The sequence below is a fragment of the Rhodanobacter sp. C03 genome (assembly GCF_002001175.1).
Classification (GTDB): domain Bacteria; phylum Pseudomonadota; class Gammaproteobacteria; order Xanthomonadales; family Rhodanobacteraceae; genus Rhodanobacter.
On record NZ_MUNT01000001.1, the window covers coordinates 1,073,244 to 1,098,654 of the forward strand.

The following is a 25,411-nucleotide window of genomic DNA, read 5'->3' on the forward strand; positions in this document are numbered from 1 at the left end:
CGTTGGTGACTGTTAGAACGTGCTGCCGAAGGTGAACTGGATGCGCTCCTCGTAGTGGGCGTCCGACGGCTGTGTGCGGAACGGTACGGCCAGGCTGATGATCAGCGGCCCGATCGGTGCCTGCCAGTGCAGCGAGACACCGGCCGAGGCGCGCAGCGTGCTGGCATTGAAGCTACTGATGCTCTGGTAGGCATTGCCGACATCGGTGAACAACGACACGCGTGCGGTGTTGGTGTCTTTCAGGAACGGCAGCGGCAGGTACAGTTCGGCCGTGCCGAGCACCTTGAACGCGCCGCCGACGGGCTGCGCGTAGTAGCCGCCGTCGCAATAACCGCTGCTCGATGCGGCTGTACCGTCGATGCAGACTCGCGGCCCCAGTGTGTTGTCCTGGAAGCCACGCACGTCGCGCACGCCGCCGGAATAGAAATTCTGCCAGAACGGGAAGTCCTGCCGCATGTCCACCGGTGCGGGCTGGCCTGCGGCAGCATAGACGGCCTTCAACGCGTCGAAAGCCTGGTCGCTGATGCCATTGGTACCATAGGTCTTGCCGTAGCCGGCCTGGCCGTCCAGATACAGCACGAAGCCCTTGCCGATCGGCCAGTAGTGGTTGGCTTCCGCGGTCAGTTTCCAGTACTGCACGGTCGAACCGGGCAGGGCGACATCGGTCGACAGGGACATCAGGCCGCCGCGGGTCGGCGCCCAGTAACCGTTGCGCGTATCGTGGTTCCAGCCCAGCGTGCCGATCCATGAATGGACGGTCTGGTGACCGATTTCGTTCTGGTAGTCGATCAGCACCTGCGGGCTGTAGCCCGGAATCAGGTTGACCTTGTTGCTGCTGATGCCAAGACCCACGCGCATGCTGTCGGTTTCGGTGATCGGTATGCCGAGGTAGCTGGAAAAGGACTTCTGGCTGGTTGAGTAATCCGCGAAATCGGTATTGCCGTAGTCGGTCTTGGAATAGTTGGCGCTGTAACCGATGCCGACGCCGTTGTCGGTCAGATAGGGGTTGTAGTAGTTCACCCCGTAGCTGGTGCTGTAGGTGCTGCGCGAGCCGCTTACCGAGAAGCTGTCGCCGGTGCCGAACAGGTTGTTCTGCGATACCGAGGCGTTCAGGATGATGCCGGAGTACTGCGAATAACCGACGCCGAACTGCATGCTGCCGGCAGACTGCTCCTCGACCTTGACGCTGATGTCGACCTGGTCCTGGGTGCCCGCCACCAGCTTCTTGTCGATGTCGACCTTCTTGAAGAAACCGAGTCGCTGCAGGCGGATCTTGGAGCGATCGATCGCGGCCTGCGAATACCAGGAACCCTCAAGCTGGCGCATTTCGCGACGCAGCACCTCGTCCTCGGTTCGGGTATTGCCCTGGAAGACCACACGGCGCACGTAGACGCGCTGGCCCGGCTCGATGTACAGGGTCAGGTCGACGGTGCGCTTGTCCTTGTCCAGCTTGGGAATCGGGGTGACCTTGGCATAGGCGTAGCCGATATTGGCCAGCACGGCCTTGATCGACTTCGAGCTTCCCTCGATCGCGGCACGGTTGAAGGTGTCGCCCTGTTTGACGAAGATCAGCTGGCGCAGGGTCGCTTCCGGCAGGATCAGCGTGCCGAGCAGCTTGACGTCGGTCACCTTGTAGATATCGCCTTCCTTGACGCTGGCGTCGATGTACATGCCTCGCTTGTCCGGCGAAATCGATACCTGGGTGGAGTCCACCCCGAAATCGGCATAGCCGCGATCCATGTAGTACGACTGCAACTTCTCCAGGTCGCCGGAGAGCTTTTCGCGCGAATACTGGTCGTCCTTCGAATACCACGACATCAGGTTGCTGGTGTCCGACTCGAAGCCCTTGCGGATATCCTTGTCGGTGAACGCGTGGTTGCCCAAGATGTTGATCTCCTGGATCTTGGCCACCTTGCCCTCGCGGATCTCGAGATCGATCGAGACGCGATTGCGGTCGAGTTCGGTCACGTGCGGAATCACCGACACGTTGTACTTGCCGCGGTTGTAGTACTGGCGGACCAGCTCTTGCTGCACGTTGTCCATGGCCAGCCGGTCGAAGGTCTCGCCCTCGGTGAGGCCGATATCCTTCAGGCCTTTCTTCAGGTCGTCGGTCTTGATGTCGTGGTTGCCGCGGATGGTCAGCTTGGCGATCGACGGCCGCTCGACCACCTTGATCACCAGGATGCTGCCGTCGCGATCCATCTCGACATCGCTGAAGAACTTGGTCTGGTACAACGCGCGAATGGCCTTCTGGGCCTCGTCGTTGGTCAGCCGGTCGCCCTTGTTGATCGGCAGGTAGTTGTACACGGTACCGGCCGAGATGCGGCTGAGGCCGTCGATGCGGATGTCCGACACCACGAACGGGTCGAACGCAAACGCATTGGCGGAGAGGGAGGCAAGCAGGATCAGCGCGGCGATACGCTTCATCGTCGGTTCCGTTGGGTTATTTCGATGAGGCAGCCAGCGTGGCCGCCCCGATCAAGAGCATGAAACAGGGGGTAATCCTGTTTCGAAAAGGTGTCTGCACTCCGCCGGAGTGCCTTGGTTGACTTGCCGCCGCGCTGCACTGCGGATGGCGCAGGCACGCTTGCATCGACATGCCGAAATCGCTGCACGTCATGGTCACGACAGCAGCATGCGGTGGATGTCGTTGTAGAACGCCAACCCCATCAGGGTGAACAGCAGCGCCAGTCCAATGTATTGACCGACGATCATCACCTGTTCACTGACCGGGCTGCCTTTGACCAACTCCACAAGATAATACAGTAGGTGTCCGCCATCCAGCAGCGGGATCGGCAGCAGGTTCAGGATGGCCAGGCTCAGCGACACCAGTGCCAGGAACTGCAGGAACCACGACAGGCCCATGCCGGCGTAGTCATTGGCCACTTGGGCGATGCCGATCACGCCGGACAGGTTGTTGGCGGAGGCCTGCCCGCTAACCATCTTGCCGATCAGGTTGAAAGTTTGCGTGGTGTTGAACCAAGTGGCCCGCAGCGCTGCGCCGAAAGCCCGAACCGGGCCGTAGCTCAGGGTGACCTGTTCGGGTCCAGGCGCACCCATACCAATCACCCAGTTGACGGGCTGGCCCTGCAGGGACTCCCATTTCGCATCGACGGCCAACAGCATCGGCTTGCCGGCGCGCTCGATGCCCAATTGCAGATGGGGTGATTTGGCCGCTTCCGCGGGTATCAATTTCTGGAACATGGAGTAATCGGCCACAGGCTGGCCATTGATCGTCACGATGCGGTCGCCGCCCTGCATGCCAGCCAGCGCTGCCGGTTTGCCCGGCAGCACGTTGGCGGCAACCGCGGGGGAGGGTGCCAGCTCCAGGCCGAGCTTTTTCAGGTATTGATCGATGGGTTGCCCAGCTGGTAGCTGCTCCAGCGGTATCACCAGCTGGCGCGAGCTGCCATTGCTGCCGCGCACGGTGAGTGGTAGCGGCGTGCGTCCGAGCAGCGCATTAGCCACGCTGTCCATCGCGTCGGTGAAGGTACTCACCGTACGGCCATCGATGCTGAGGATGCGATCACCCGGCAGAATGCCCGCCTCGGCGGCGAGGCTGTGCGGTACGGCGGTGACGATGGGTGCCACGTCCGGCCGCCCCAGCATGAACATCAGCCAGAATGCCGCGATGGTAAAGATCAGGTTGAAGCCCGGGCCGGCCGCCACAATCGCGATGCGTTTCCACACCGACTTGCCGGTGAACTCCTGGTCGCGCAAGGCCGGGTCGACCTCGCCCTCGCGCGCATCCAGCATCTTGACGTAGCCGCCCAGCGGGATCGCAGCGATCTGGTATTCGGTGCCATCGCGGCCGATGCGCTTCCAGATCGCGTTGCCGAAGCCGACCGAGAAACGCAGCACCTTGACGCCGCAGCGGCGCGCGACCCAGTAATGGCCGAATTCATGAAAGGTGACCAGCACGCCCAGCGTGACCAGCAACCAGAACACCGAGCCGAAAAAGGAAGTCATCAAGCGCCGTAAAGGGGAGTCATCAGATCAAGGATATCAGCAAGCATTGCGCAGAATACGGCGGGCCGCCTCGCGGGCGCCCCGGTCACGTTCAGCAAGGGTCCCAACATCGACCACGGCTTGCGCCGGCAGTTCCGCAAGTACCGCCTCGACCACGTCGGCAATCGACAGGAACGGCAGCGCGCCGGCCAGAAACGCTTCCACGGCGACCTCGTTGGCGGCATTCAGCACGGCCGGGGCGTCGCCGCCGGCGCGCAGCGCCTGGAACGCCAGCGCCAGACAGCGGAAGGTGACCAGATCCGGTGGCTCGAACTGCAACGGCGCGCAGGCGGCCAGATTCAACGGCGCCACGCCAGCCTCGACCCGCTCCGGCCACGCCAACGCGTGGGCGATTGCGGTGCGCATGTCCGGATTGCCAAGCTGGGCCAGCACCGAGCCATCGACGTATTCGACCAGCGAATGCACCAGGCTCTGCGGGTGCACCAGCACGTCGATCGCCTCGGCCGGGGCACCGAACAGATGATGCGCCTCGATCACTTCCAGGCCCTTGTTCATGAGCGTGGCCGAATCAACCGAGATCTTGCGGCCCATCACCCAGTTCGGATGTTTGCAGGCCTGATCCGGCGTGATATCGGCCAGTTCGGATCGGGTGCGGCCGCGGAACGGGCCGCCGGAAGCGGTCAGGATCAGCCGGCGCACGCCGCTGGCGCGCAGGTCCGGTCGCCCGCCCGGCAGGCACTGGAAGATCGCGTTGTGCTCGGAGTCGACCGGGACCAGTGCGCCACCGCCGGCAGCGACCGCTGCCAGCAACAGCGGGCCGGCCATCACGATGGACTCCTTGTTGGCCAGCAGCAGATGCTTGCCGGCGCGCGCTGCTGCCAGGGTGGAGTCCAGTCCGGCGGCACCGACGATCGCGGCTACCACCGTGTCGCACAGTTCACCGGCGGCAGCGGCCGTCAACGCGGCATGGCCGCTGGCCACCTCGCAGCGCACGCCGGCGGCGGCGAGGCGGCGTGCCAGTTCGGCCTCCAGCGCGGGATCGGCGATCACCGCCAGCTGCGGTCGATGCCGTATGCACAGCTCGGCCAGTGCCTCGACCTGACGATGCGCGGTCAGCACGGTGGCGCGGAAGCGCTCCGGGTGACGCGCGATGACGTCGAGTGTGTTGCCGCCGATCGAACCGGTGGCGCCGAGGACGGCGACGTTCTTCATCTCACAGGCCTAGCAGCAACAGGCCGGTGGCGAAGACCGGCAACGCGGCAAACACGCTGTCGAGCCGATCCATCAGGCCGCCATGGCCGGGGATGATGGTGCCCGAGTCCTTCACCTGGGCATGCCGCTTCATCAGGCTCTCGATCAGGTCGCCGACGATCGATGCCGCCACCGTGAGCAGGGCCAGCACAGTCAGACCAAGCAACTGAGCGCCCCGCACATCGAGCAGCCAGCCACCGAGCACGGTCACCACTACGCCGGCGACTATGGCGCCGTAGGCGCCGGCCCAGGTCTTGCCCGGGCTGATCTGCGGCGCCAGCTTGCGCTTGCCAAAGGTGCGGCCGCTGAAATAGGCACCGATGTCGGCAGCCCAGACAATCACCAGCGCCAGCAGGGTCCACCAGTGGCCATGCGGCAAGCGCTCATGGATGCTCACCAGGGCGATCCATGCCGGGAAGATCACGAACGCGCCGGCCAGCAGTTTCAGCATGCGGTTTTCGCCGGTCGGAGCGGCGGCGAAGGCGAAATGGCGCAGCCACAGGCAGGCCAGCAGCCACCAGGCTACGCCAGCGGCCAGCAGTAGCGGCGTCGCGATGCCGGCATGCCCGCACCACAGCAACGCGAACACGAGGGTGGCGGCGATCAGCAGGCCGATCCGTGCGGACTGATTCTTCAGTCCGCTGAGCTGGGCCCATTCCCACAATGCCGCGAGAAACGCCGCTGCGGAGACCAGCGCGAACACCGTGCTCGACGACAGCAGGATGATCAGGATCACCAGAGGCGCGAGTACGAGGGCGGTGAGGGTGCGTTGTAGCAGCATGGAAATCCTTCAGGAAGTGGCGGCGATCTGCTCGCCAGTGCGGCCGTAACGGCGCTCGCGGCGGGCATAGTCTTCGATGGCCCGACGCAGGCAAGCCTGGTCGAAGTCCGGCCACAGGGTGTCGGTAAAGTACAATTCGGCGTAAGCCACCTGCCACAGCAGGAAGTTGCTGATGCGGCATTCGCCGCCGGTGCGGATGAACAGATCCAGCGGTGGCAGTTCGGCCAGACTTGTCCACTGATTCAGCCGGGTCTCGTCGATCTCATCAGCCCGAAGCTCGCCGCGGGCCACCGCCTCGGCCGCCTGACGGCTGGCCTGCACGATGTCCCAACGACCGCCGTAGTTCACCGCGATGTTCACCTGCAGCCGGTCATTGCCAGCCGTACGGGCCATCGCTGCCTGCATGCGCTGACGCAGCGGTTCGTCGAAGGCATCCAGGTCGCCGACGAAGCGCAGGCGCACGCCGTTGGCGTGCAGCTCATCCACTTCCTTGTCCAGTGCGCGCACGAACAGGCTCATCAACGCACCTACCTCGGCTTGCGGCCGCTGCCAGTTTTCGCTGGAGAACGCGAACAGGGTCAGCGCCTGGATGCCTTCGCGCAGGCAGGATTCGATCGCCTCCCGCACCGCCTTGCGCCCGGCGTTGTGGCCGAAGCTGCGCGGGCGGTGGCGCGCCTTGGCCCAGCGGCCGTTGCCATCCATCACGATGGCGATATGGCGTGGAACCTGCGAAGCCGGAACCTGTCGAGCCTGGGCCTTGGTCATGGAATGAGGAAGGATGATGGCCGCGTCAGAGCGCCATCAGCTCCTCTTCCTTGGCCCTGCACACGACGTCGACGTCCTTGACCGCACGGTCGGTAAGCTTCTGGATCTCGTCGTCGGCGCGGCTCTCGTCGTCCTCGGTGATGAGCTTCTCCTTGAGCAGATCCTTGACCTGCTGCAGGGCGTCGCGGCGCACGTTGCGGATCGCGATTTTCGCGTTCTCACCTTCATGGCCGACATGCTTGGCCAGCTCCCGACGGCGCTCTTCGGTGAGTGCGGGCATGTTGAGGCGGATCACGGTGCCGGCTGTGGTCGGCGTGATGCCGATGTCCGAGGCCATCAGCGCCTTCTCGATCGGTGCCACCATGGTCTTTTCCCATGGCGTGATGATGATCGTGCGCGAGTCGGACAGCGATACCGAGGCGACCTGGCTCAGTGGCATGTCGGCGCCGTAATAGGACACCTTGATGTGATCCACCAGCGCGGTGCTGGCGCGGCCGGTACGAATGCGGGTGAGGTCGTGCTTGAGCGAGTCGATGCTCTTGCCCATGCGGGTCTGGGCATCGGTTTTGATGTCGTTGAGCATGTGGCGTTTCCCGATGAATCTGGCAACGTTGAATTATAGCAGCGCCGACTGTTGCAGCCGGTGCCGGGGATGGTTTCTGCGTGGATTCAGCCGCCGTCGACCAGGGTGCCGATCGCTTCACCATGCATGATCCGCATCAGACTGCCTGGCACGCTCATGTCGTAGATGCGCAGCGGCATCTGGTGGTCGCGGCACAGCGCGATCGCGGCAGTGTCCATCACCGCCAGCTTGCGCTCGATCACGTCGTCGTAGCCGAGCCGCTCGTAGCGGGTGGCGTCGTGGTGCTTGGTCGGGTCGGCGGTGTACACGCCGTCCACCTTGGTCGCCTTCAGCAGCAACTCGGCGCCCACTTCGACCGCGCGCAGGGCGGCGGCCGAGTCGGTGGTGAAGAACGGGTTGCCGGTGCCGGCGGCGAACAGCACGATGCGCCCTTTCTCGATGTGGCGGATCGCGCGACGGCGAATGAAATCCTCGGACACGTCATGGATCTGGATCGCGCTCATCACGCGGGCGAAGCCGCCACGCCGCTCGATCGCGTCCTGCATCGCCAGCGCGTTCATCACCGTGGCCAGCATGCCCATGTGATCCCCGGTGACGCGGTCCATGCCGGCGGCGGCGAGACCGGCGCCGCGGAAGATGTTGCCGCCACCGATCACCACGCCGATCTGGATGCCAGCACGTTGCACCTCGATGATCTCGTCGGCGAGCCGGCCGATCACTTTCGGGTCGATGCCGTAGTCCGCTTCGCCCATCAGGGCTTCACCGGAGAGCTTGAGCAGGATGCGGCGGTACTTCGGCTGGTCGCTCATGGAATCTCCGGATTGTGTGGGGCAAACCGCTGCATTGTAGCGGTAGCGGGCTCCCGTCGGGAACGCCGAGGTCGGGCTGTCGCTGCAATTCGCTGGCTATGATGGGGAGCTTCAAGCTGCCCCGAATCGTGTGACGGCGTGATTCGCGGGAGGTGCGCCCACAAAAAAGCCGCGGTTTCCCGCGGCTTTTCGCAGCTTGATGGCCTGGAAGTCGCTTAGACCTGCATCGCCTTGGCCACTTCGGCCAAGTAGTCTTCCTGGACCTTCTCGATGCCTTCGCCGACGGCCAGACGGGCCACCGAGATGACATCGGCGCCTTCCTTCTTCAGCGCGTCGGCCACGGTCACGTTGGTATCCAGCACGTAGGGCTGACCGAGCAGGGTGACTTCGGCGATGATCTTGTGGACCTTGCCGGCGACAATCTTCTCGAGGATCTCGGCCGGCTTGGCCTTTTCCTTGTCGGACATCTGGCTCAGCGCGATGTCCTTTTCCTTGGCCAGGAACTCGGCGGGAACGTCATCGGCGCGGACATAGGCCGGGTTCATCGCGGCGACATGCATCGCGATGCCCTTGGCCAGCTCCTCGGAGCCGCCCTTGAGCGCGACCAGCACGCCGATGCGGCCGCCGTGGGTGTAGCTGCCGATCACGCCATCATTCTTGACGACGGCCATGCGGCGCACGTCGATCTTCTCGCCGATGGTGGCGATCAGGACCTTGGCGGCTTCCTCGACATTGCTGGCACCCGGGTAGGCGGCAGCCTTCAGCGCGTCGATGTCGGCGGCACCGGAATTCAGCGCGACGTCGGCGACGGTGTCGCTGAACTTCAGGAAGCTGGCATCTTTGCCGACGAAGTCGGTCTCGCAGTTGATCTCGACCAGCACGGCCTTGCCCGGTGCCTGGGCGGCGACGATGCGGCCTTCGGCGGCGATGCGGCTGGCCTTCTTGTCGGCCTTGGCCAGGCCGGACTTGCGCAACCATTCCATCGCGATTTCGATGTCGCCGTTGTTCTCGACCAGCGCCTTCTTGCATTCCATCATGCCGGCACCGGACCGCTCACGCAGATCCTTGACCAGTTGGGCGGAAATATTGCTCATCGGTAGTCCTCTAATGCTTTGATGGCGCCGCGGCAGGGCATGCCGCGGCGCGTTATCGCTGGTTGATCCGGCGCCTAAGCGCCGTGATCACACTTACTTGGCGGGTGCGCCGTCGTTGCGCGGACCACGGCCGCCATCACGGCCGCCGTCACGACGCGGAGCGCCAGCGCCCTTCTTCGGGGCGGCGTCGCGGCGCGGAGCCGGCTTGCGATCGATCTTGGCGACCGGGTTGCCTTCCTCGTCCAGTTCGACGAAGTCGTTGCCGTCGCCCTGGGCGGCAGCCGGAGCGGCAGCCTTGCCTTCGAGGATCGAGTCGGCGGCGGCGCGGGCGTACAGCTGAATCGCGCGGATCGCGTCGTCATTGCCCGGGATGGCGTAGTCGACCAGTTCCGGGTTGTAGTTGGTGTCGACCACGGCGATCACCGGGATGCCGAGCTTCTTGGCTTCCTGCACGGCGATGTCTTCGTGGCCGATGTCGATCACGAACAGCGCGTCGGGCAGACGGTTCATGTCCTTGATGCCGCCCAGCGAGGCCTGCAGCTTGTCGCGCTCGCGACGACGGGCCAGCACTTCGTGCTTGACCAGCTTCTCGAACGAACCGTCGGTCTCGGCCGCTTCCAGCTCTTTCAGACGCGACACGGACTGCTTGACGGTGCGGAAGTTGGTCAGCATGCCGCCGAGCCAGCGCGAGGTGACGAACGGCATGCCGGCGCGTGCAGCCTCTTCGGCCAACGGCTCGCGGGCCGAACGCTTGGTGCCGACGAACAGCACGGTGCCGCGCTTCTGCGCCAGCGCCGACAGGAAATTCATCGCGTCGGTGAACAGCGGGAGGGTCTTTTCGAGATTGATGATGTGGATCTTGCCGCGCGCACCGAAGATGTACGGGGCCATCTTGGGGTTCCAGTAACGGGTCTGGTGACCGAAATGGACGCCGGCTTCGAGCATCTGACGCATGGTGACTTGTGCCATGGGTGTAACTCCTTGCAATGGTCCTTGAAGGACCTGGGGGTTGGGACCTCCACGCATCCCCGGCTTCGACCGCGACTTGCCCGATTTTGTTGGTGGGCGTGCCGCAGCACCCCGAAGGCGGTGCCGATACGTGTGTGGCGTTGGTTGGGTGTTGTACCGCGGGGCGGTTACAATCCCGGTTCGCTTTGCGCTGGCCGACCGTCAAAACGGGTACGTCAGATCAGCAAAACTCCGAAATTGTAGCCGGTACGCCGGCCGTGCGGCAAGTTGCTGGATTGCAACAGCTTCTGCCGCCCTATGAGTGGAACGCATGGCTATCACCCTGAAATCTCCCGAAGACCTCGAAGGCATGCGCGTTGCCGGCAGGCTGGCGGCCGAAGTGCTGGCGATGCTGAAGGAGCACGTGAAGCCCGGCGTCACCACCGAGGAGCTGGATCGGCTCGCCTACGAGCACATCGTCAACGTGCAGAAGGCGATTCCGGCCAATGTGGGCTACCACGGCTTTCCGAAGACCCTGTGCACTTCGGTCAACCACGTGATCTGCCATGGCATCCCGAACGAAGGGAAGGTGCTCAAGGACGGCGACATCGTCAATCTCGACGTTACTGTGATCAAGGACGGCTGGCACGGCGACACCAGTCGCATGTACATCGCCGGCACCCCATCCGTGCTGGCCAAGCGCCTGGTCGACACCACGTTCGAAGCGATGATGTGCGGCATCCGCACGGTGCGTCCGGGTGCCACGCTGGGCGACGTCGGCCACGCAATCCAGCAGCACGCCGAAGCGGCCGGTTTCTCGGTGGTGCGTGAGTACTGTGGCCACGGCATCGGCAAGGTCTACCACGACGAGCCGCAGGTGCTGCACTACGGCAAGCCCGGCACCGGCGTCGAGTTGAAGAAGGGCATGACCTTCACCATCGAGCCGATGATCAACGCCGGCAAGCCGCAGACCAAACAGCTGCCCGATGGCTGGACCGTGGTGACCAAGGATCATTCGCTGTCGGCGCAATGGGAACACACTATCGCGGTGACCGACGACGGCTACGAGATCCTCACGGCATGGCCGGACGCCTGATCTACTGATCTGGAAGGAAGCGGGAAACTCATGAATTACCTTTTTCTCGCTTCCCTGGCGGTGATATTTCTCGTCATCCTGTGGCTTCCGGCATGCTCGGTTGCGATCTGGCTGAGAGGGCTACGCGTTCCAAAGCCGTTTTCCGGACTGTGGGTTATCTGGCCGGCGCAATTGGTTATCGCTGTTGGCTTGATCTTTCTTTCTGATTTCATGGGACTGCACAATCCTGCCGGTTACTCTCTGGCCATTGCGGTAGGGACAAGTATCGTTGGAGCTTGCGCCTTGTGGCGGTGGCAACGTCCTGCCCTTTGAGCTGATGCGATTCATCTGCGCCGGAATTCGTGATCATAGAAACCACTCACTCCACCCTGCCGCCGCTGCCGCGCCTGCCGGTGGCGGTGCCGCGTTCGGGTGTCTCTGCCGAGGCACGTCGTGCGCTGCGGCAGTTGCTGGGCGACGTCGACCGGGCACTTGCTACGGCATTCAGGGACGGGGCCGATGCCAGCGTGCTCGCACGGCGGCGCGGCGAGTCAGTCGAGCGGGTGGTGGCGCACGTGTGGATGGCCTGTCTCGGCGAAGTCAGCGGGGCGGCGCTGTTCGCCGTCGGTGGCTTCGGTCGCAGCTTGCTGTTTCCCTGTTCGGACGTGGACCTGCTAGCGCTGGTCAGCGTGTCCGAACCGGCACGTCTGCGCGCCCTGGAACAATTCTTCGCCACGCTGTGGGATGTCGGCCTGAAGGTCGGTCACGCCGTGCGCAATCCGGTGCAGTGCCGCACGCTGGCCGCACAGGACGCCAGCGTGTTCACCAGTTTGCTGGATGCGCGGCGGCTGGCTGGCGATCCGGCGTTTGATGCTTGTCTGCGTGCCATCGTCGATGACCCTGTCTTGTGGCCGCCGCGCGAGTATCTGGCCGCCCGGCTGGCCGAGCGTGATGCGCGGCATGCTCGCTACGACGACACCGCCTACAACCTCGAGCCGAACCTCAAGGATGGCCCGGGTGGTCTGCGCACGCTAGATTCGTTGCGCTGGCTGGGTCGACGGCTGGCGCATGCGGACGACCTGTCCGGCATGGTGGCGGAGGGCTTGCTCGATCCCGCCGAGCAGTTCGCGCTGGAACAGTCCGAGGCAACGCTGCGCCGCTATCGCTACGCCTTGCATCTTGAGGCTGGCCGCCCCGAGGAGCGGCTGCTGTTCGACTATCAGCGTGCACTGGCCGCGCGACTGGGTTTCGAGGACGAGCACGCGAGGAACCTCGGCGTCGAGCAGTTCATGCAGGGCTATTACCGTGCGGCCAGTCAGGTTGAGCGGCTCGGCGTGCAGGTGGCCGAACGTTTCGAGGAGATGCTGGAATCGCCCAGCGAGGGGGAGTCGGTCGGTGCCGACTTCATGCGCTATGGCAAGCGGATAGCGGCGCGCGATTCGCAGCTGTTCATGCGGCGGCCGTCCGCGCTGGTGGAGATCTTCATCGCACGGCTGGACCAGCCAGGCGTAATCGGCTTCAGTGCCGACACGATGCGGCGCATCCACCAGGCCACCGCGGTGCATGGCGACGCGCTGGCGGATGACCGCGAGGTGCTGGCGGCCTTCATGCAACTGCTGCGCCGCGGGGCGCCGGCGGTGGAAGCGCTGTGGCGAATGAACCGACATGGACTGCTGGCGGCGATCCTGCCGGCGTTCGGCAAAGTGTTCGGGCGCATGCAGTACGACCTTTTCCACGTCTACACGGTCGACGAACATACCTTGCGCGTGCTGCGCAACATGGCGCGGTTTGCCGACCCGGCGGCGCAACGCGAGTTTCCGCTCGGCTGCGAAATCTGGGCCGGGCTGCCGACGCCGGAAGTGCTGCTGCTGGCTGCACTGTTCCACGACATCGCCAAGGGGCGCGGCGGCGATCACTCGGTATTGGGTGAAGAGGATGCGCGTGCGTTTTGCACACGACTTGGTTTGCCGCCTGGAGACGTCGAGCGGGTGGCCTGGCTGGTCCGCTGGCACTTGCTGATGAGTACTACCGCGCAGCGTCAGGACATCACCGATCCGGATGTGGTGCATCGGTTCGCTGAACTGGTCGGTGACCGCGAGCGGCTTGGCCAGCTGTACCTGCTGACGATTGCCGACATCATCGGGACCAGCCCGCGGCTGTGGAACGGCTGGAAGGATCGCTTGTTGTCCGACCTGTATACCAGTACCCGCTATGCCTTGCGCAGTGAGGTAGAACTGCCGCGTGACATCGGTGTGCGCGTGCGCGAATGCTCCGATTACGCACTGGCCCTGCTGATGAACGATGGCTACGCCGAAGCCGATGTCGTGCGCGTCTGGCTGGACTTTCCGCAGCTCAGCTTCCTGCGCCATCGACCCGAGCAGATCGCCTGGCAGACCACCGCGATCCTGCGTGCCCAGGGCGAGCTGCCGCTGGTCGTGGTGCATCCGCTGTCGGTGCGTGGCAGCACCGAATTGTTTGTGTATGCGCCCGATCGCGATGGCCTGTTCGCCACGGTCACCGCGGTGCTGGATCGCCTGCGTTTCTCGGTGATGGAGTCGCGCATCCTCAGTTCACCGACGGGCATGGCGTTGGACACCTTCCTGCTACTCGACGCGGACAGTCAGCAGCCGGTCAGTGCGGGGCGGGCGGAGGAGCTGCAGCAACGACTGCAACGTGCGTTGATACTGTCCAGCGGCGTGCAGCCGAGCAAGCGCGGCATGTCACGCCATCAGAAGCATTTCCAGATGACACCGCAGATCAGTTTCCACGCTGCCGGCGACCGCACCCAGTTGGCCCTGGTCGGCACCGACCGTCCTGGCCTGCTCGCCGCGGTGGCGCAGATCATGTTGAGCACCGAGGTACGCGTACATGACGCGCGCATCGCGACGTTCGGCGAACGTGTCGAGGATTTCTTCCAGCTGACCGATCGTCACAATGCGCCGCTTGGCACGGCGCAGCAGGAGCGCCTGTTGCAGGCCCTGCTGGAACGGATCGGGCCAGCTGCGGACTGAACGCCGCAGTGCCGGCGTGGGTCGGCGCGCTCGCGTTATCATCGCGCCGCTGCGCGTTGCAGTGCCTGCCGGTGATTCCATCGTGATCTATCCGTTGATCAAGTCGCTGCACCTGTTGTTTGTCATCGCGTGGATGGCCACGGTGTTCTATCTGCCGCGGATCCTGGTGAACCTGGCCGAGACCGGCAACGAACCGGCGGTGCAGGCGCGCCTGCAGTTGATGGGGCGACGGCTGTACAAGTTCGGCCACAACATGTTCGGTCTCGCGTTCCTGTTCGGGCTGACCTTGTGGCAGGGCTGGCGCATGTTTCCTGCAGCGTTGCCGAACGTGACGGCAGGCATGCACTGGATCGACGCCAAGCTGACCCTGGTGGCGGTGTTGCTGGTCTATTTCATCTGCTGCGGCCGCCTTCTCAAGCGGACGGCCAGCGGTGTCGCGTTGCCGCCATCGCGGACGTTGCGCTGGCTCAATGAATTGCCGGTGCTGCTGTTGCTGGCGGTGCTCTATCTGGTGCTGGCCAAGCCGTTCTGAGTAAGGTTGCGGGGCAAGGATTGACCGCGGATTTGGGCTAAACTAGTGTTTCGGCTACATCCATCAGACAAGGTGGCCTGCGTCCGCGCTGGCCGAGTGTGCGACATGGCAACTACCCGCTTCCACTGCTGATCCCACTACGCCTTGGTATTTTTCAAAGAAGGGCGGATGCCCTTTTTTGCTTTTCAGAGAATGGTTCCCATGATTGAGATCACGCTACCCGACGGCAGCAAGCGGCCGTTCGATCACCCCGTTACCGTGCAGGACGTGGCCGCCTCGATTGGCGCCGGTCTGGCCAAGGCAACCCTGGCTGGCAAGGTCGACGGCCAGCTGGTGGATGCCAGCTTCCCGATCGAGCACGATGCCAGCCTGCAGATCGTCACCGACAAGAGCCCCGAGGCGCTGGAAATCCTGCGTCACTCCACCGCGCACCTGATGGGGCAGGCCGTGCAGCGCCTGTACCCCGGCGCGCAGGTCACGATTGGCCCGGTGATCGACAACGGCTTTTTCTACGACTTCGCCTACGAGCGTCCTTTCACGCCGGACGATCTGCCGAAGATTGAGGCGGAGATGGAGAAGATCGTCGCCGAACAACTGCCGGTGACGCGCAGCGTGAAGTCGCGCGACGAGGCAGTGGCGTTCTTCCGCGGTCTGGGCGAGAACTACAAGGCCGAGATCATCGAGTCGATTCCGTCCGATGAGCCACTGTCGCTGTATTCGCAGGGTGAGTTCACCGATCTGTGCCGCGGCCCGCACGTGCCGAACACCGGCAAGCTGCGCGCGTTCAAGCTGATGAAGGTGGCCGGTGCCTATTGGCGCGGCGATTCCAACAACGCGATGCTGACCCGTATCTACGGCACGGCATGGTTGAACGACAAGGAACTGAAGGCTTACCTGCTTCAGCTGGAAGAAGCCGAGAAGCGCGATCATCGCAAGATCGGCAAGCAGCTCGACCTGTTCCATCAACAGGAAGAAAGCCCGGGCATGGTGTTCTGGCACCCGAACGGCTGGGCGATCTGGCAGGCCGTGGAGCAGTACATGCGCGGCGTGTACAAGCGCAGCGGCTACCAGGAAGTGCGTTGCCCGATGGTGCTGGACGTGTCGCTGTGGAAGAAGTCCGGGCACTGGGACAACTACGCCGAGAACATGTTCTTCACCGAATCGGAGAAGCACACTTACGCGCTGAAGCCGATGAACTGTCCTGGCCATGTGCAGGTGTTCAACACCGGCCTGCACAGCTATCGCGAGTTGCCGATCCGCTACGGCGAATTCGGTGGCTGCCACCGCAACGAGCCATCGGGTGCGCTGCACGGCATCATGCGCGTGCGTGCGTTTACCCAGGACGACGGCCATATCTTCTGCATGCCCGAGCAGGTCGAGCCGGAAGTCACTGCATTTCATTTGCAGGCGATGAAGGTGTATGCCGATTTCGGTTTCACCGATCTGGCGATCAAGCTGGCACTGCGGCCGGAAAAGCGCATCGGTTCCGACGAATTCTGGGATCGCACCGAGGAGATGCTGCGTCGTGCGCTGCGCGCGGCCGGCGTCGAATGGGAAGAATTGCCGGGCGAGGGCGCGTTTTACGCCCCGAAGATCGAATACCACCTCAAGGACTCGATTGGCCGCGCCTGGCAGGTCGGTACCATGCAGGTCGATTTCATGATGCCCGAGCGCCTGGGCGCCGAATATGTGGATGAACACTCGCAGAAACAGCATCCTGCGATGCTGCATCGGGCGATCGTGGGCTCGATGGAGCGCTTCATCGGCATCCTGATCGAGCACCATGCCGGCCTGCTGCCGACTTGGCTGGCTCCGATACAGGCGGTGGTGCTCAATATCACCGATGCGCAGGGCGATTACGTCAGTCAGGTGACGCAAACCCTTGTCGACAAAGGTTTCCGGGTACAATCGGATTTGCGCAACGAGAAAGTCGGCTATAAAATCCGCGAGCATACGATGCAGAAAGTGCCTTATCTCCTCGTGGTCGGTGACCGCGAAAAAGAGACGGGTGCGGTTTCCGTGCGTACCCGCTCGGGCGAGGATCTGGGCAGCATGCCGCTGGCCGATTTCGTTGAGCGACTGGTGACCGAAACCCGGCGCTGAGCGCCGATCGGTCAGTTTCATTACTTCTTCTGGAGGATCGTGGTATCGCTACCACCGACAACAAGGGCAACCGTCGTAACTTGGAAATCCGCGTTCCGCGGGTTCGTGTGATTGGTGCCGAGGCAGAGCAGCTCGGTATCCTGACCCGTGACGAGGCACTCGCGCTGGCGCAGGAAGCTGGCATGGATCTGGTCGAGATCCAGCCGAACGGCGACCCGCCGGTCTGCCGCATCATGGATTACGGCAAGTTCAAGTTCGAAGCCCAGAAGAAGGCGCAGGCCGCCAAGAAGAAGCAGAAACAGGTCGAGATCAAGGAAGTGAAGTTCCGTCCGGTCACGGACGTGGGCGACTACCAGATCAAGCTGCGCAACATGCTTCGCTTCCTCGAGGAAGGCGACAAGGTCAAGGTCACCATCCGCTTCCGTGGTCGCGAGATGTCGCACCAGGACTTGGGCCAGAACCTGGCCAAGAAGATCCAGGAAGACGTCGGCGAGAACGGCCAGATCGAGTCGTTTCCGCGGCTCGAAGGGCGCCAGATGGTCATGATGATCGGCCCCAAGAAGAAGCAGTAAGACAAACGGCGACCCACAGGTCGCCGTTTTCATGTCGACGTCTGCATAACTGGTATCTGGCAGGTTTAATCCGTATAATCGGCGGTTCGACCCGCAGGAAGGGTCGTGAACCGATCGCGGCAGGACGGAAAGAGTGGTCCAGACTCACAGAGGATGGGATCACCGCCAGATCAGTCAGAAACCGGGGTCGCCTTATGGCAGGCGTATTCCACACATGGAGCATTTTCATGCCCAAGATCAAGACCAACCGGGCGGCGGCGAAGCGTTTTCGCAAGACCGCGTCGGGCAAAATCAAGTGCGGCCACGCCTTCAAGTCACACATCCTGACCAAGAAGTCGACCAAGCGTAAGCGAGGTCTGCGTGCACCGAATCATCTGAAGGCGTGCGACACCAAGGGTGTAGCGCGCATGTTGCCGTACTTGTAAGACGAGGAGATAAACCATGGCTCGTGTAAAGCGTGGCGTTACCGCCCGTCGTCGTCACAAGAAAGTTATCGGTCGTGCCAAGGGCTATTACAACGCCCGCCGCAAGGTCTTCCGCGTTGCCAACCAGGCCGTCATCAAGGCTGGTCAGTACGCCTATATCGGCCGCAAGCAGCGCAAGCGTCAGTTCCGCGCTCTGTGGATCGTCCGTATCAACGCCGCTGCGCGTATGTTCGGTCTGTCCTATAGCCGCCTGATCAATGGCCTGAGCAAGGCTGGTATCACGGTCGACCGCAAGGTCCTCGCTGATATCGCCGTGCACGACATCAAGGCGTTTGAAGTGATCGCCGAGAAAGCGAAGGCCAGTCTGGCCGCTTGATCGTCGGACGCTCCTGCGTCAGCACGATATGATGTAAAGCAAGCGGGGAGGAGGCCATGGTCTCCTCCCCGTTTTCGTTTCTGTGGATCCTCAAGCCGGAATCGCATCGATGGATGATCTGGACAGCCGCGCCGCGCAGGCGCTGGCCGATATCGACAAGACCGACACGCTGGAGGCGCTCGATGCGCTGCGCGTTGGCCTGCTGGGCAAGAGCGGCATCGTCACTGCCGCATTGAAGGCGCTGGGTGCGCTGGCACCGGACGAACGCAAGGCACGTGGCGCCGAGGTGAACCGGGTCAAGGATCGTCTCGCCGATGCGCTGGCCGCACGCAAGCAGGTGCTGGAACAGGCCGAGCTGGATCGCCGGCTGGCTTCCGAAAAGCTCGACATCAGCCTGCCAGGCCGCGATGGCGAACGCGGCGGCATCCATCCGATCACTCGTGCGCTGGAGCGCATCTCCGCGATCTTCGCGCGGCTCGGTTACCAGCGTGCCGACGGCCCGGAGATCGAGGACGACTGGCACAACTTCGAGGCGCTGAATTTCCCGCCGCATCATCCGGCGCGCGCGATGCATGACACGTTCTACTTCGGCGACGGGCGCCTGTTGCGCACGCACACTTCGCCGGTGCAGATCCGCTCGATGAAGGGGCGCCAGCCGCCGATTCGCATCATCGCGCCGGGCAAGGTCTATCGCAGCGATTCGGATCAGACTCATTCGCCGATGTTCCATCAGATCGAAGGCCTGCTGGTCGACGAGACCTCCAGCTTCGCCGACCTGAAGGGCACCTTGGCCGAATTCATCCGCGCGTTCTTCGAGCGCGATTTCGAGATGCGTTTTCGGCCCAGCTATTTCCCCTTCACCGAGCCCTCGGCCGAAGTGGATATCCGCTGGGATACCGAGGACGGTGGCACGCGCTGGCTGGAAGTCCTGGGCTGCGGCATGGTGCATCCGACTGTGTTGGCGAACTGCGGTATCGACCCGGAGCGATACACCGGCTTTGCTTTCGGCCTCGGCGTGGAGCGCTTCGCGATGTTGCGTTACGGCGTCTCCGATCTGCGCGCGTTCTTCGAGAACGATCTGCGCTTCTTGAAGCAGTTCGCCTGATTCCTTGTATTGAGCTGGGCCAGCAGGAAAAGACACGATGAAATTCTCCGAAAATTGGCTGCGCGAGCTGGTCGAGATCAAGGCCGATCGCGCCGCATTGGCCCATGCGCTGACCATGGCCGGGCTGGAAGTGGAAGAACTGACCGTGCTGGGCGATGGCCTGGCTGGCGTGGTGGTGGCCGAAATCGTCGCCGCCGAAAAGCATCCTGAAGCCGATCGCCTGCAGGTGTGCAAGGTGGATGCGGGGCAGGGCGAAATGCTGCAAATCGTCTGCGGCGCGCCGAATGCGCGCATCGGCATCAAGGTGCCGCTGGCCATAGTAGGCGCGAGCCTGCCGGGTGGCATGTCGATCAAGGCTGCCAAGCTGCGTGGCGTTGAATCGTTCGGCATGCTCTGTTCGGCCAAGGAACTCGGCATCGACGCCGATGCCTCCGGCCTGCTCGAGTTGCCGCTGGATGCGCCAGTGGGCCAGTTGCTGGCCGATTACCTTGGCCTTCCCGATGCCAGCATCGAACTGAAGCTCACGCCGAACCGTCCCGATTGCCTGGGGCTGGTCGGTCTCGCGCACGATGTCGCAGCGCTGTTTGGCAGTGCAGTGAAAGTGCCGACACAGGCTGCTGCGGCAGTCACGAGCGAAGCGCGCCGTGGCATTCGGCTTGAGGCTGGCAAGGATGCACCGCGTTATCTGGGCCGCATCGTCGAAGGTATCGACCCATTCGCACGCACCCCGCTGTGGCTGGCTGAGCGCCTGCGTCGTTCCGGCCTGCGCCCGATCAGTGCAGTGGTCGACATTACCAACTACGTGATGCTGGAGCTGGGTCAGCCGCTGCATGCGTTCGACAACGACAAGCTCGGCGGCGACATTGTGGTGCGTCATGCGCATCCCGGCGAGACGCTGAAGCTGCTCGATGGTAGCGAGGCGAAACTCGATCAAGGCTTCGTGCTGATTGCCGACGAGCACAAGGCGCTGGCTGTGGCTGGCGTGATGGGTGGGTACGACTCGCGCGTCACCGACACCACCCGCAACATCTTCCTGGAAGCTGCACACTTCGCACCTGCCGCGATCATGGGGCGTGCACGCAAGCTCGGCATGCATACCGATGCATCTCACCGCTTCGAGCGTGGCGTCGATCCGGAATTGCCGCGCCGTGCGCTGGAGCGCGCCACCGAACTGTTGCTGTCGATTGCCGGCGGCCATGCCGGTCCTGTGCTGGTCGCCGAGAATCTGGCTGACCTGCCGAAGCCGGCGACGGTGGTGTTGCGCCGCACGCGCCTCAAGCGCGTGCTGGGCGTGGACGTGGCCGATGCCGAAGTGGCGCGCATCTTCACGGCGCTGGGCATGCGGGTCGAGGCGCATGCCGAGGGTTGGCAGATCACCGCGCCCAGCAGCCGTTTCGACATCGAGCGCGAGGAAGACCTGATCGAGGAAGTGGCACGCATCTTCGGTTACGACAACATTCCCACGCATTCGCCGGCCGGCGCGCTAGCGCTGGCGATCGAGCCGGAAGCACGCATCAACGAACTGGCGCTGCGCGAGCAGCTGGCCGCACGCGGTTACTACGAGGCGGTGAATCTGTCCTTCGTTCCCGCCGAGTTGCTGGCACGCTGGGGCTTCACCGAACGACTGGTACCGCTGGCCAATCCGCTGTCGGCGGATCTGGCGATCATGCGTCCGTCCTTGTTGCCGGGCCTGATCGAGGCGTTGCGGCATAACCGTGCGCGCCAGCAGGAGCGTGTGCGATTGTTCGAGGTGGCCCGGGTATTTGCGGCGGGTGATCCGCCGGTGGAGACTCCGAGCCTGGCGATCGTTGCCTGCGGCAATGCGCGTGGCGAACAATGGGGCGAGCCTTCCCGTCAGCTCGATTTCTACGATCTCAAGGGTGACCTGGATGCCCTGATTGCCTGGGGCGGCGAGCCGCAGCGCTGGTCGGTGCATGCCGATGGCCTGCCAGGCTGGTTGCATCCGGGCCGTGGCGCACGGGTAGCACGCGATGGCGAAACCGTCGGTTACCTCGGTGCACTGCATCCGCAGCTGGCCAAGGCGCTGGACCTGGGCGCCGACGTGCACGTGCTGGAACTGGCGCTGGTGCCGCTGCTGGCGCGCCGCCTGCCGCTGGCACAGCCGGTTCCGCGATTTCCTGCGGTACGCCGGGACATCGCCATGGATCTGCCGGAAGAGATCAGCTGGTCACAGATTGAGCGGGCCGTTCGCGGCAGCCTCGGCACAGGGCTGCAGGAACTGCGGCTGTTCGACCGCTATAGCGGCAAAGGGGTCGAAGCGGGCCGAAAAAGTCTCGCTATGGGCTTGATTTTACAGGACGCTTCACGCACGCTTACTGACGACGACGCGGATCGCTGCGTACGCGAAGCGGTAGCTGCGTTGGAGCAAACATGCAAGGCAAAGTTGCGAGGATGAGATGGCGCTGACCAAGGCGGAAATGGCCGAGCGGCTTTTCCTCGACGTAGGCCTCAACAAGCGTGAGGCGAAGGAATTCGTGGACGCCTATTTCGAGGTCGTCCGCGGGGCTCTGGAAGACGGCGAGCAGGTGAAGTTGTCCGGCTTCGGCAATTTCGATCTGCGGCTGAAAAACCAGCGACCGGGACGCAACCCGAAAACCGGCGAGGAGATTCCGATCTCCGCGCGGCGAGTGGTGACGTTCCGGCCGGGACAGAAACTCAAGGTGAGAGTCGAGGGTTATGCTGGATCAAGGGAATAACACCGAACTGCCCGCCATCCCCGCCAAGCGCTACTTCACCATCGGTGAGGTGGGAGAGCTTTGCGGTGTGAAGCCCCACGTGCTGCGTTACTGGGAGCAGGAGTTTCCTGCGCTCAACCCGGTCAAGCGCCGCGGCAACCGCCGTTATTACCAGCGTCACGACGTGCTGATGATCCGCCAGATCCGTTCGCTGCTGTACGACGAAGGTTTCACCATCACCGGTGCGCGTGCACGGCTGGAAGGTCCGCAGGCGCGGATGGAGGCGAGCATGTCGCACCAGATCGTGCGTCAGGTGCGGATGGAGCTGGAAGAAGTACTGACCCTGCTGCGCCGCTGATACGTATCCGTGTTCGTGGCTTCCGGCATGGCCCGGTGAGCTGTTAGACTAGTCGTCTTGCCGAACAGTCGGGGCGTAGCGCAGCCTGGTAGCGCATCTGCCTGGGGGGCAGAGGGTCGTCGGTTCAAATCCGGCCGCCCCGACCAATTCGCAAGTTAGACATCACAGTCACGGTGTCTAAGCTATTGATCTTGATGCACGTAGCGTTCGCGTCCATGACGCCTTTCCCAAACGCTACGTCTCTTTGCTACGTCGCACTGCTACGTCAGGGTCTTTTCAACCGACGGAGAGTGTATGCGAGCAGAACCCAACCTTATTTTGCGAGGCTCCAAGTGGAGTCTGCGTCTTGCTGTGCCCAAGCGCTTGCGGGAGCTTCGGGCCCAGATGGGCATTACCGAGCAGCGGGAGATCTGGCAAGCGCTGGGCACCAGCGATCGTCACGAAGCGCTGCGACGCGTAAGCGAGACCAAGGCCAAGGTGCTGCGAGCCTTCGACGACGAGACAGCCCAGCTCACGGCCGCACTCAATCCACCCCCTCGCATTCCCCCGACCGAGTTCCAACTGCAGCAAGCTGCCTTCGCCTTCAAGGCTAAGGAGCAGGGCGAGCTCTATCGCGAACGGCTCCACTACTTGCCGACAGGGAAGCAGGTGCGGGAGGCTGCGGATCAGCGGTTCATTTTGGACAGCACCCCGCTGAGCCCATCGGAGACCGCCTGGGATCGCTTTTCCCAGCGGCTCGAACTCGAATCCATCATCGACAGCAAGCAGCGTCTGACCGAGCGGCGACATGCGCTGCGTGCCGAGCTGGCTGCACACCTGGGAGACCATGAGTTTGTTCTGGTGGACTGGGCGATTCAGCAGATTGCCGACCAGCACGGCTACTTGATCGAGCAAGACGACGCCAACTACCGCGTTCTGGGCTCGCTCCTGATGCGGGCTTGGATTCAGGAGCTGGACTCGGCCGATTCTGTCTTCATGAATGTGGATCTTCCGGCATCGACCGCCAACCTGTTTCAGGCCGGTCAACTCGGGGGACAGCCTTCAGCGAATGACGGTGCGGCCCTTGTCACCAGCGACGCGGCTGAGTCAGAGCGCGACATACTCGTGTTGTTTGAGGACTATCTGTCCGACCAGAAAAAGTCGCTGTCGTCGTCGGGCGAGGCCGATATTCGACGGACTATGCAGCAGTTTGTCGAAGTCAGCGGGATAAGTGACGTTACCGCCTACCGCAAAGCCCATGCCACGGCCTACAAGAAGCGCATACAGCAGCTTCCACCCAATGCGGTGCGCGATTACCCCGGTAAGACGGTCGATCAGATCATCAAGTCGGTGCCTGCCGGCGCACCACGGCTGAAGCCGAAAACGATCAATGCCCGCCTTTCACAGCTTGCTGTCTTCGGCAAGTGGCTGGAAGACACCCGCGATGACGTGGTGGCGATCAATTTCACGACGGCGGCGCTCCCTGTGGCAGGGACGAGCGACAAGATGAAGGAATTCACTGACGAGGAAGTGAGCAAGATATTCCTCCACCCAACCTTCATCGGATGCGCGGGTGAACGCAATCAGTCCGAGCCTGGCGACTACCGTGTCCGTGATTTCCGATTCTGGCTGCCTTTGACGGCTGCCTACTCCGGGTGTCGGCTCAACGAGCTGACACAGCTCCAGATCAGTGACATTTTCGAGCGAGATGGCGTTCTGACGCTCAATGTCACTGACTCCGGTGATGGCCAGAGCTTAAAGAATCAGCAATCCAAGCGCCTGGTACCCGTGCATAGCGTCTTGCTTGAGCTCGGTTTCAAAGAGCGGTTGGATGCCGTCAAGGCCGCCGGGAAAGAGCACTTCTTCCACGACATCCCCGTTGACCGAGGTGGTCGGCGATCGGAGGCGGCCGGAAAGCGCTTCCGAAAGTATCTCACTCGAATTGGTGTCAAACGGAAAGGGGTGGGGCAACGTGGTGGCATTCACCGGTTCCGGCACACTGTGATCGAAAAACTGAGGTCATATGGCCTCTTCGATCATCAGATCGCTCCGTTCGTGGGTCATCAGGCTTCCCTCGCTCCGATGACCAGCGGTTACGGATCTTCGAGCGAGATGACCTTGGCGCAGCGCAAGGAAGCCATTGAGCTGATTCGCTACGATGGACTGGATCTCGGGCTGCTCAAGTAGCCGAGTCGGCTTTCACTGACAGGATCTGCGGCGTTGCGCTGATTCACGCGGATCCTTTCCCTGTTGATGATGGAATCGCCCCGCTAGTCCGGCCCGAGCCGACGGACGTCAGGCCGTGCCGACGTCGCAAAGAGTCAGGTGGAACCGACGAACCGGGGCAAACGTCTCCCAACGGCGCAAATCCAATGTCCGCGACTTTTGCCATCAAAGAAGACAGCGCTGGGCTCTGGCGCATCTGTCGTGGCCAGCTTGACTTCGCTAGCCGCCTGCGGCTGGAGCAGGCGATCAAGCAAGCGAATCAGCTTTCCCGCGACGAGCAATGTGCCACGGGCGAGAATGCCGTAGTCGAGATGCACGGGCCAGACTTCGCCATCACGTTGACTCGGTAGCCAACCCGTTACTGGGCCATCGGTCCGGCTATTCGCTGGGATCTTCCTTACCAGGGTCGTGCACAGCCTGCGTTCTCACCGCATGGGCGAGCTTGATGATCAGGTCGAGGTCCTGATCCTGCAGATCGGCGATGCACACGGAATCGCCGGTCGACCATGCCCAGACCGAAAACGCGTCAGCACGATACTTGTCGACGTGGTTGACGGTGATCCTTGAGGCCGCCTGTTCGCTGTGCGCATCACTGCCATCTGCGCAAATCGAGACATCCTTGTTTTCGGGATCGAGGCAGGCAATCACCACGGCCGAACCGATATTCCTCAATAGATCGTCACGATCGCCTCGCCAGTCTCGCAGTTGGTCTTCGGACACTGAAATCAGATGATAGACAGACATGTGCACCTC

General features: G+C 62.9%; 24 protein-coding genes and 1 tRNA gene. 15 read left to right on the forward strand and 10 right to left on the reverse strand.

The genetic code is table 11. From position 1 onward, the window contains the following. Positions 1-12: 12 nt before the first annotated feature. The 9 genes from bamA to rpsB form a co-directional block, all read right to left on the reverse strand. Entirely contained in the window at positions 13-2,427 is a 2,415-nt protein-coding gene (bamA, locus tag B0E48_RS04570; protein ID WP_077516317.1) for an outer membrane protein assembly factor BamA, read from the reverse strand. 195 nt (positions 2,428-2,622) lie between these two features. Continuing rightward, positions 2,623-3,969: an RIP metalloprotease RseP gene (rseP, locus tag B0E48_RS04575; RefSeq protein WP_077516319.1), complete on the reverse strand. Its 1,347-nt coding sequence runs from the start codon at positions 3,967-3,969 to the stop codon at positions 2,623-2,625. A gap of 36 nt (positions 3,970-4,005) precedes the next feature. Then, positions 4,006-5,181 (reverse strand): 1-deoxy-D-xylulose-5-phosphate reductoisomerase, encoded by a 1,176-nt coding sequence (locus B0E48_RS04580; protein ID WP_077516321.1) that lies wholly within the window; start codon positions 5,179-5,181, stop codon positions 4,006-4,008. 1 nt (position 5,182) lies between these two features. Continuing rightward, positions 5,183-6,001 carry a phosphatidate cytidylyltransferase gene (locus B0E48_RS04585; protein WP_077516323.1) on the reverse strand — a complete coding sequence of 273 codons (819 nt, stop codon included), beginning with the start codon at positions 5,999-6,001 and terminating at the stop codon, positions 5,183-5,185. A gap of 9 nt (positions 6,002-6,010) precedes the next feature. Continuing rightward, positions 6,011-6,766, reverse strand: coding sequence for a polyprenyl diphosphate synthase (gene uppS, locus B0E48_RS04590; protein WP_077516324.1), 756 nt, complete (start codon positions 6,764-6,766; stop codon positions 6,011-6,013). A 25-nt stretch (positions 6,767-6,791) separates the two neighbouring features. Further along, complete coding sequence (frr, locus tag B0E48_RS04595; RefSeq protein WP_077516326.1) at positions 6,792-7,349, reverse strand: ribosome recycling factor; 558 nt, start codon at positions 7,347-7,349, stop codon at positions 6,792-6,794. Between the two features lie 86 nt (positions 7,350-7,435). Then, positions 7,436-8,158, reverse strand: coding sequence for a UMP kinase (gene pyrH / locus B0E48_RS04600; protein ID WP_077516328.1), 723 nt, complete (start codon positions 8,156-8,158; stop codon positions 7,436-7,438). A 215-nt stretch (positions 8,159-8,373) separates the two neighbouring features. Next, positions 8,374-9,252, reverse strand: a complete 879-nt coding sequence (gene tsf / locus B0E48_RS04605) for a translation elongation factor Ts (RefSeq protein ID WP_077516330.1) — start codon at positions 9,250-9,252, stop codon at positions 8,374-8,376. A gap of 93 nt (positions 9,253-9,345) precedes the next feature. Beyond that, on the reverse strand, positions 9,346-10,221 hold the full coding sequence (gene rpsB / locus B0E48_RS04610) for a 30S ribosomal protein S2 (RefSeq protein WP_077516332.1): 876 nt from the start codon (positions 10,219-10,221) through the stop codon (positions 9,346-9,348). A 310-nt stretch (positions 10,222-10,531) separates the two neighbouring features. Here rpsB and map point away from each other — a divergent pair, with 310 nt between their 5' ends. The 15 genes from map to B0E48_RS04680 all read left to right on the forward strand — a co-directional run bounded on the left by map (position 10,532) and on the right by B0E48_RS04680 (position 25,008). Beyond that, the gene (gene map / locus B0E48_RS04615) at positions 10,532-11,296 is read left to right on the forward strand and encodes a type I methionyl aminopeptidase (protein WP_077516333.1); all 765 of its coding nucleotides are present in this window, start codon (positions 10,532-10,534) and stop codon (positions 11,294-11,296) included. 30 nt (positions 11,297-11,326) lie between these two features. Next, positions 11,327-11,608, forward strand: a complete 282-nt coding sequence (locus tag B0E48_RS17440; RefSeq protein WP_139350143.1) for a hypothetical protein — start codon at positions 11,327-11,329, stop codon at positions 11,606-11,608. Between the two features lie 29 nt (positions 11,609-11,637). Beyond that, on the forward strand, positions 11,638-14,286 hold the full coding sequence (glnD, locus tag B0E48_RS04620; protein WP_254423841.1) for a [protein-PII] uridylyltransferase: 2,649 nt from the start codon (positions 11,638-11,640) through the stop codon (positions 14,284-14,286). Positions 14,287-14,368: 82 nt separating this feature from the next. After that, positions 14,369-14,818: a CopD family protein gene (locus B0E48_RS04625; protein WP_077516984.1), complete on the forward strand. Its 450-nt coding sequence runs from the start codon at positions 14,369-14,371 to the stop codon at positions 14,816-14,818. A gap of 201 nt (positions 14,819-15,019) precedes the next feature. After that, a complete protein-coding gene (thrS, locus tag B0E48_RS04630; RefSeq protein ID WP_077516335.1) occupies positions 15,020-16,921 on the forward strand; it encodes a threonine--tRNA ligase in 1,902 nt (633 codons plus the stop codon). Between the two features lie 29 nt (positions 16,922-16,950). Beyond that, a complete protein-coding gene (gene infC / locus B0E48_RS04635; protein WP_083743671.1) occupies positions 16,951-17,493 on the forward strand; it encodes a translation initiation factor IF-3 in 543 nt (180 codons plus the stop codon). A 227-nt stretch (positions 17,494-17,720) separates the two neighbouring features. Then, entirely contained in the window at positions 17,721-17,918 is a 198-nt protein-coding gene (gene rpmI / locus B0E48_RS04640) for a 50S ribosomal protein L35 (protein ID WP_077445148.1), read from the forward strand. Positions 17,919-17,934: 16 nt separating this feature from the next. After that, the gene (gene rplT, locus B0E48_RS04645; RefSeq protein ID WP_072757645.1) at positions 17,935-18,294 is read left to right on the forward strand and encodes a 50S ribosomal protein L20; all 360 of its coding nucleotides are present in this window, start codon (positions 17,935-17,937) and stop codon (positions 18,292-18,294) included. Positions 18,295-18,403: 109 nt separating this feature from the next. Continuing rightward, a complete protein-coding gene (gene pheS / locus B0E48_RS04650; protein WP_077516337.1) occupies positions 18,404-19,399 on the forward strand; it encodes a phenylalanine--tRNA ligase subunit alpha in 996 nt (331 codons plus the stop codon). 37 nt (positions 19,400-19,436) lie between these two features. Beyond that, a complete protein-coding gene (gene pheT / locus B0E48_RS04655) occupies positions 19,437-21,815 on the forward strand; it encodes a phenylalanine--tRNA ligase subunit beta (protein WP_077516339.1) in 2,379 nt (792 codons plus the stop codon). Between the two features lies 1 nt (position 21,816). Then, the gene (ihfA, locus tag B0E48_RS04660; protein ID WP_077516341.1) at positions 21,817-22,116 is read left to right on the forward strand and encodes an integration host factor subunit alpha; all 300 of its coding nucleotides are present in this window, start codon (positions 21,817-21,819) and stop codon (positions 22,114-22,116) included. Beyond that, complete coding sequence (locus B0E48_RS04665; protein ID WP_007804493.1) at positions 22,097-22,453, forward strand: MerR family transcriptional regulator; 357 nt, start codon at positions 22,097-22,099, stop codon at positions 22,451-22,453. The genes ihfA and B0E48_RS04665 overlap by 20 nt, the downstream gene beginning before the upstream one ends. Before the next feature lie 69 nt (positions 22,454-22,522). Next, positions 22,523-22,599 (forward strand) — tRNA-Pro (locus B0E48_RS04670). 148 nt (positions 22,600-22,747) lie between these two features. Beyond that, positions 22,748-24,619, forward strand: coding sequence for a site-specific integrase (locus tag B0E48_RS04675; protein WP_139350144.1), 1,872 nt, complete (start codon positions 22,748-22,750; stop codon positions 24,617-24,619). A gap of 185 nt (positions 24,620-24,804) precedes the next feature. Next, complete coding sequence (locus B0E48_RS04680; RefSeq protein ID WP_077516345.1) at positions 24,805-25,008, forward strand: hypothetical protein; 204 nt, start codon at positions 24,805-24,807, stop codon at positions 25,006-25,008. A 28-nt stretch (positions 25,009-25,036) separates the two neighbouring features. Here the strand turns inward: B0E48_RS04680 and B0E48_RS04685 are convergent, their stop codons facing one another. Next, entirely contained in the window at positions 25,037-25,402 is a 366-nt protein-coding gene (locus tag B0E48_RS04685; protein WP_077516347.1) for a hypothetical protein, read from the reverse strand. Between the last annotated feature and the right edge of the window lie 9 nt (positions 25,403-25,411).

Bases quoted from the DNA above. Each gene is read 5' to 3' on its own strand.
- frr (WP_077516326.1), bottom strand. From the start codon at position 7,349: ATGCTCAACGACATCAAAACCGATGCCCAGACCCGCATGGGCAAGAGC.
- B0E48_RS04680 (WP_077516345.1), top strand. From the start codon at position 24,805: ATGTCCGCGACTTTTGCCATCAAAGAAGACAGCGCTGGGCTCTGGCGC.
- rseP (WP_077516319.1), bottom strand. From the start codon at position 3,969: ATGACTTCCTTTTTCGGCTCGGTGTTCTGGTTGCTGGTCACGCTGGGC.
- B0E48_RS17440 (WP_139350143.1), top strand. From the start codon at position 11,327: ATGAATTACCTTTTTCTCGCTTCCCTGGCGGTGATATTTCTCGTCATC.
- B0E48_RS04585 (WP_077516323.1), bottom strand. From the start codon at position 6,001: ATGCTGCTACAACGCACCCTCACCGCCCTCGTACTCGCGCCTCTGGTG.
- rpmI (WP_077445148.1), top strand. From the start codon at position 17,721: ATGCCCAAGATCAAGACCAACCGGGCGGCGGCGAAGCGTTTTCGCAAG.
- map (WP_077516333.1), top strand. From the start codon at position 10,532: ATGGCTATCACCCTGAAATCTCCCGAAGACCTCGAAGGCATGCGCGTT.
- rplT (WP_072757645.1), top strand. From the start codon at position 17,935: ATGGCTCGTGTAAAGCGTGGCGTTACCGCCCGTCGTCGTCACAAGAAA.
- B0E48_RS04675 (WP_139350144.1), top strand. From the start codon at position 22,748: ATGCGAGCAGAACCCAACCTTATTTTGCGAGGCTCCAAGTGGAGTCTG.
- B0E48_RS04665 (WP_007804493.1), top strand. From the start codon at position 22,097: ATGCTGGATCAAGGGAATAACACCGAACTGCCCGCCATCCCCGCCAAG.
- tsf (WP_077516330.1), bottom strand. From the start codon at position 9,252: ATGAGCAATATTTCCGCCCAACTGGTCAAGGATCTGCGTGAGCGGTCC.
- B0E48_RS04685 (WP_077516347.1), bottom strand. From the start codon at position 25,402: ATGTCTGTCTATCATCTGATTTCAGTGTCCGAAGACCAACTGCGAGAC.
- B0E48_RS04580 (WP_077516321.1), bottom strand. From the start codon at position 5,181: ATGAAGAACGTCGCCGTCCTCGGCGCCACCGGTTCGATCGGCGGCAAC.
- uppS (WP_077516324.1), bottom strand. From the start codon at position 6,766: ATGACCAAGGCCCAGGCTCGACAGGTTCCGGCTTCGCAGGTTCCACGC.
- ihfA (WP_077516341.1), top strand. From the start codon at position 21,817: ATGGCGCTGACCAAGGCGGAAATGGCCGAGCGGCTTTTCCTCGACGTA.
- bamA (WP_077516317.1), bottom strand. From the start codon at position 2,427: ATGAAGCGTATCGCCGCGCTGATCCTGCTTGCCTCCCTCTCCGCCAAT.
- pyrH (WP_077516328.1), bottom strand. From the start codon at position 8,158: ATGAGCGACCAGCCGAAGTACCGCCGCATCCTGCTCAAGCTCTCCGGT.
- thrS (WP_077516335.1), top strand. From the start codon at position 15,020: ATGATTGAGATCACGCTACCCGACGGCAGCAAGCGGCCGTTCGATCAC.
- pheT (WP_077516339.1), top strand. From the start codon at position 19,437: ATGAAATTCTCCGAAAATTGGCTGCGCGAGCTGGTCGAGATCAAGGCC.
- pheS (WP_077516337.1), top strand. From the start codon at position 18,404: ATGGATGATCTGGACAGCCGCGCCGCGCAGGCGCTGGCCGATATCGAC.
- rpsB (WP_077516332.1), bottom strand. From the start codon at position 10,221: ATGGCACAAGTCACCATGCGTCAGATGCTCGAAGCCGGCGTCCATTTC.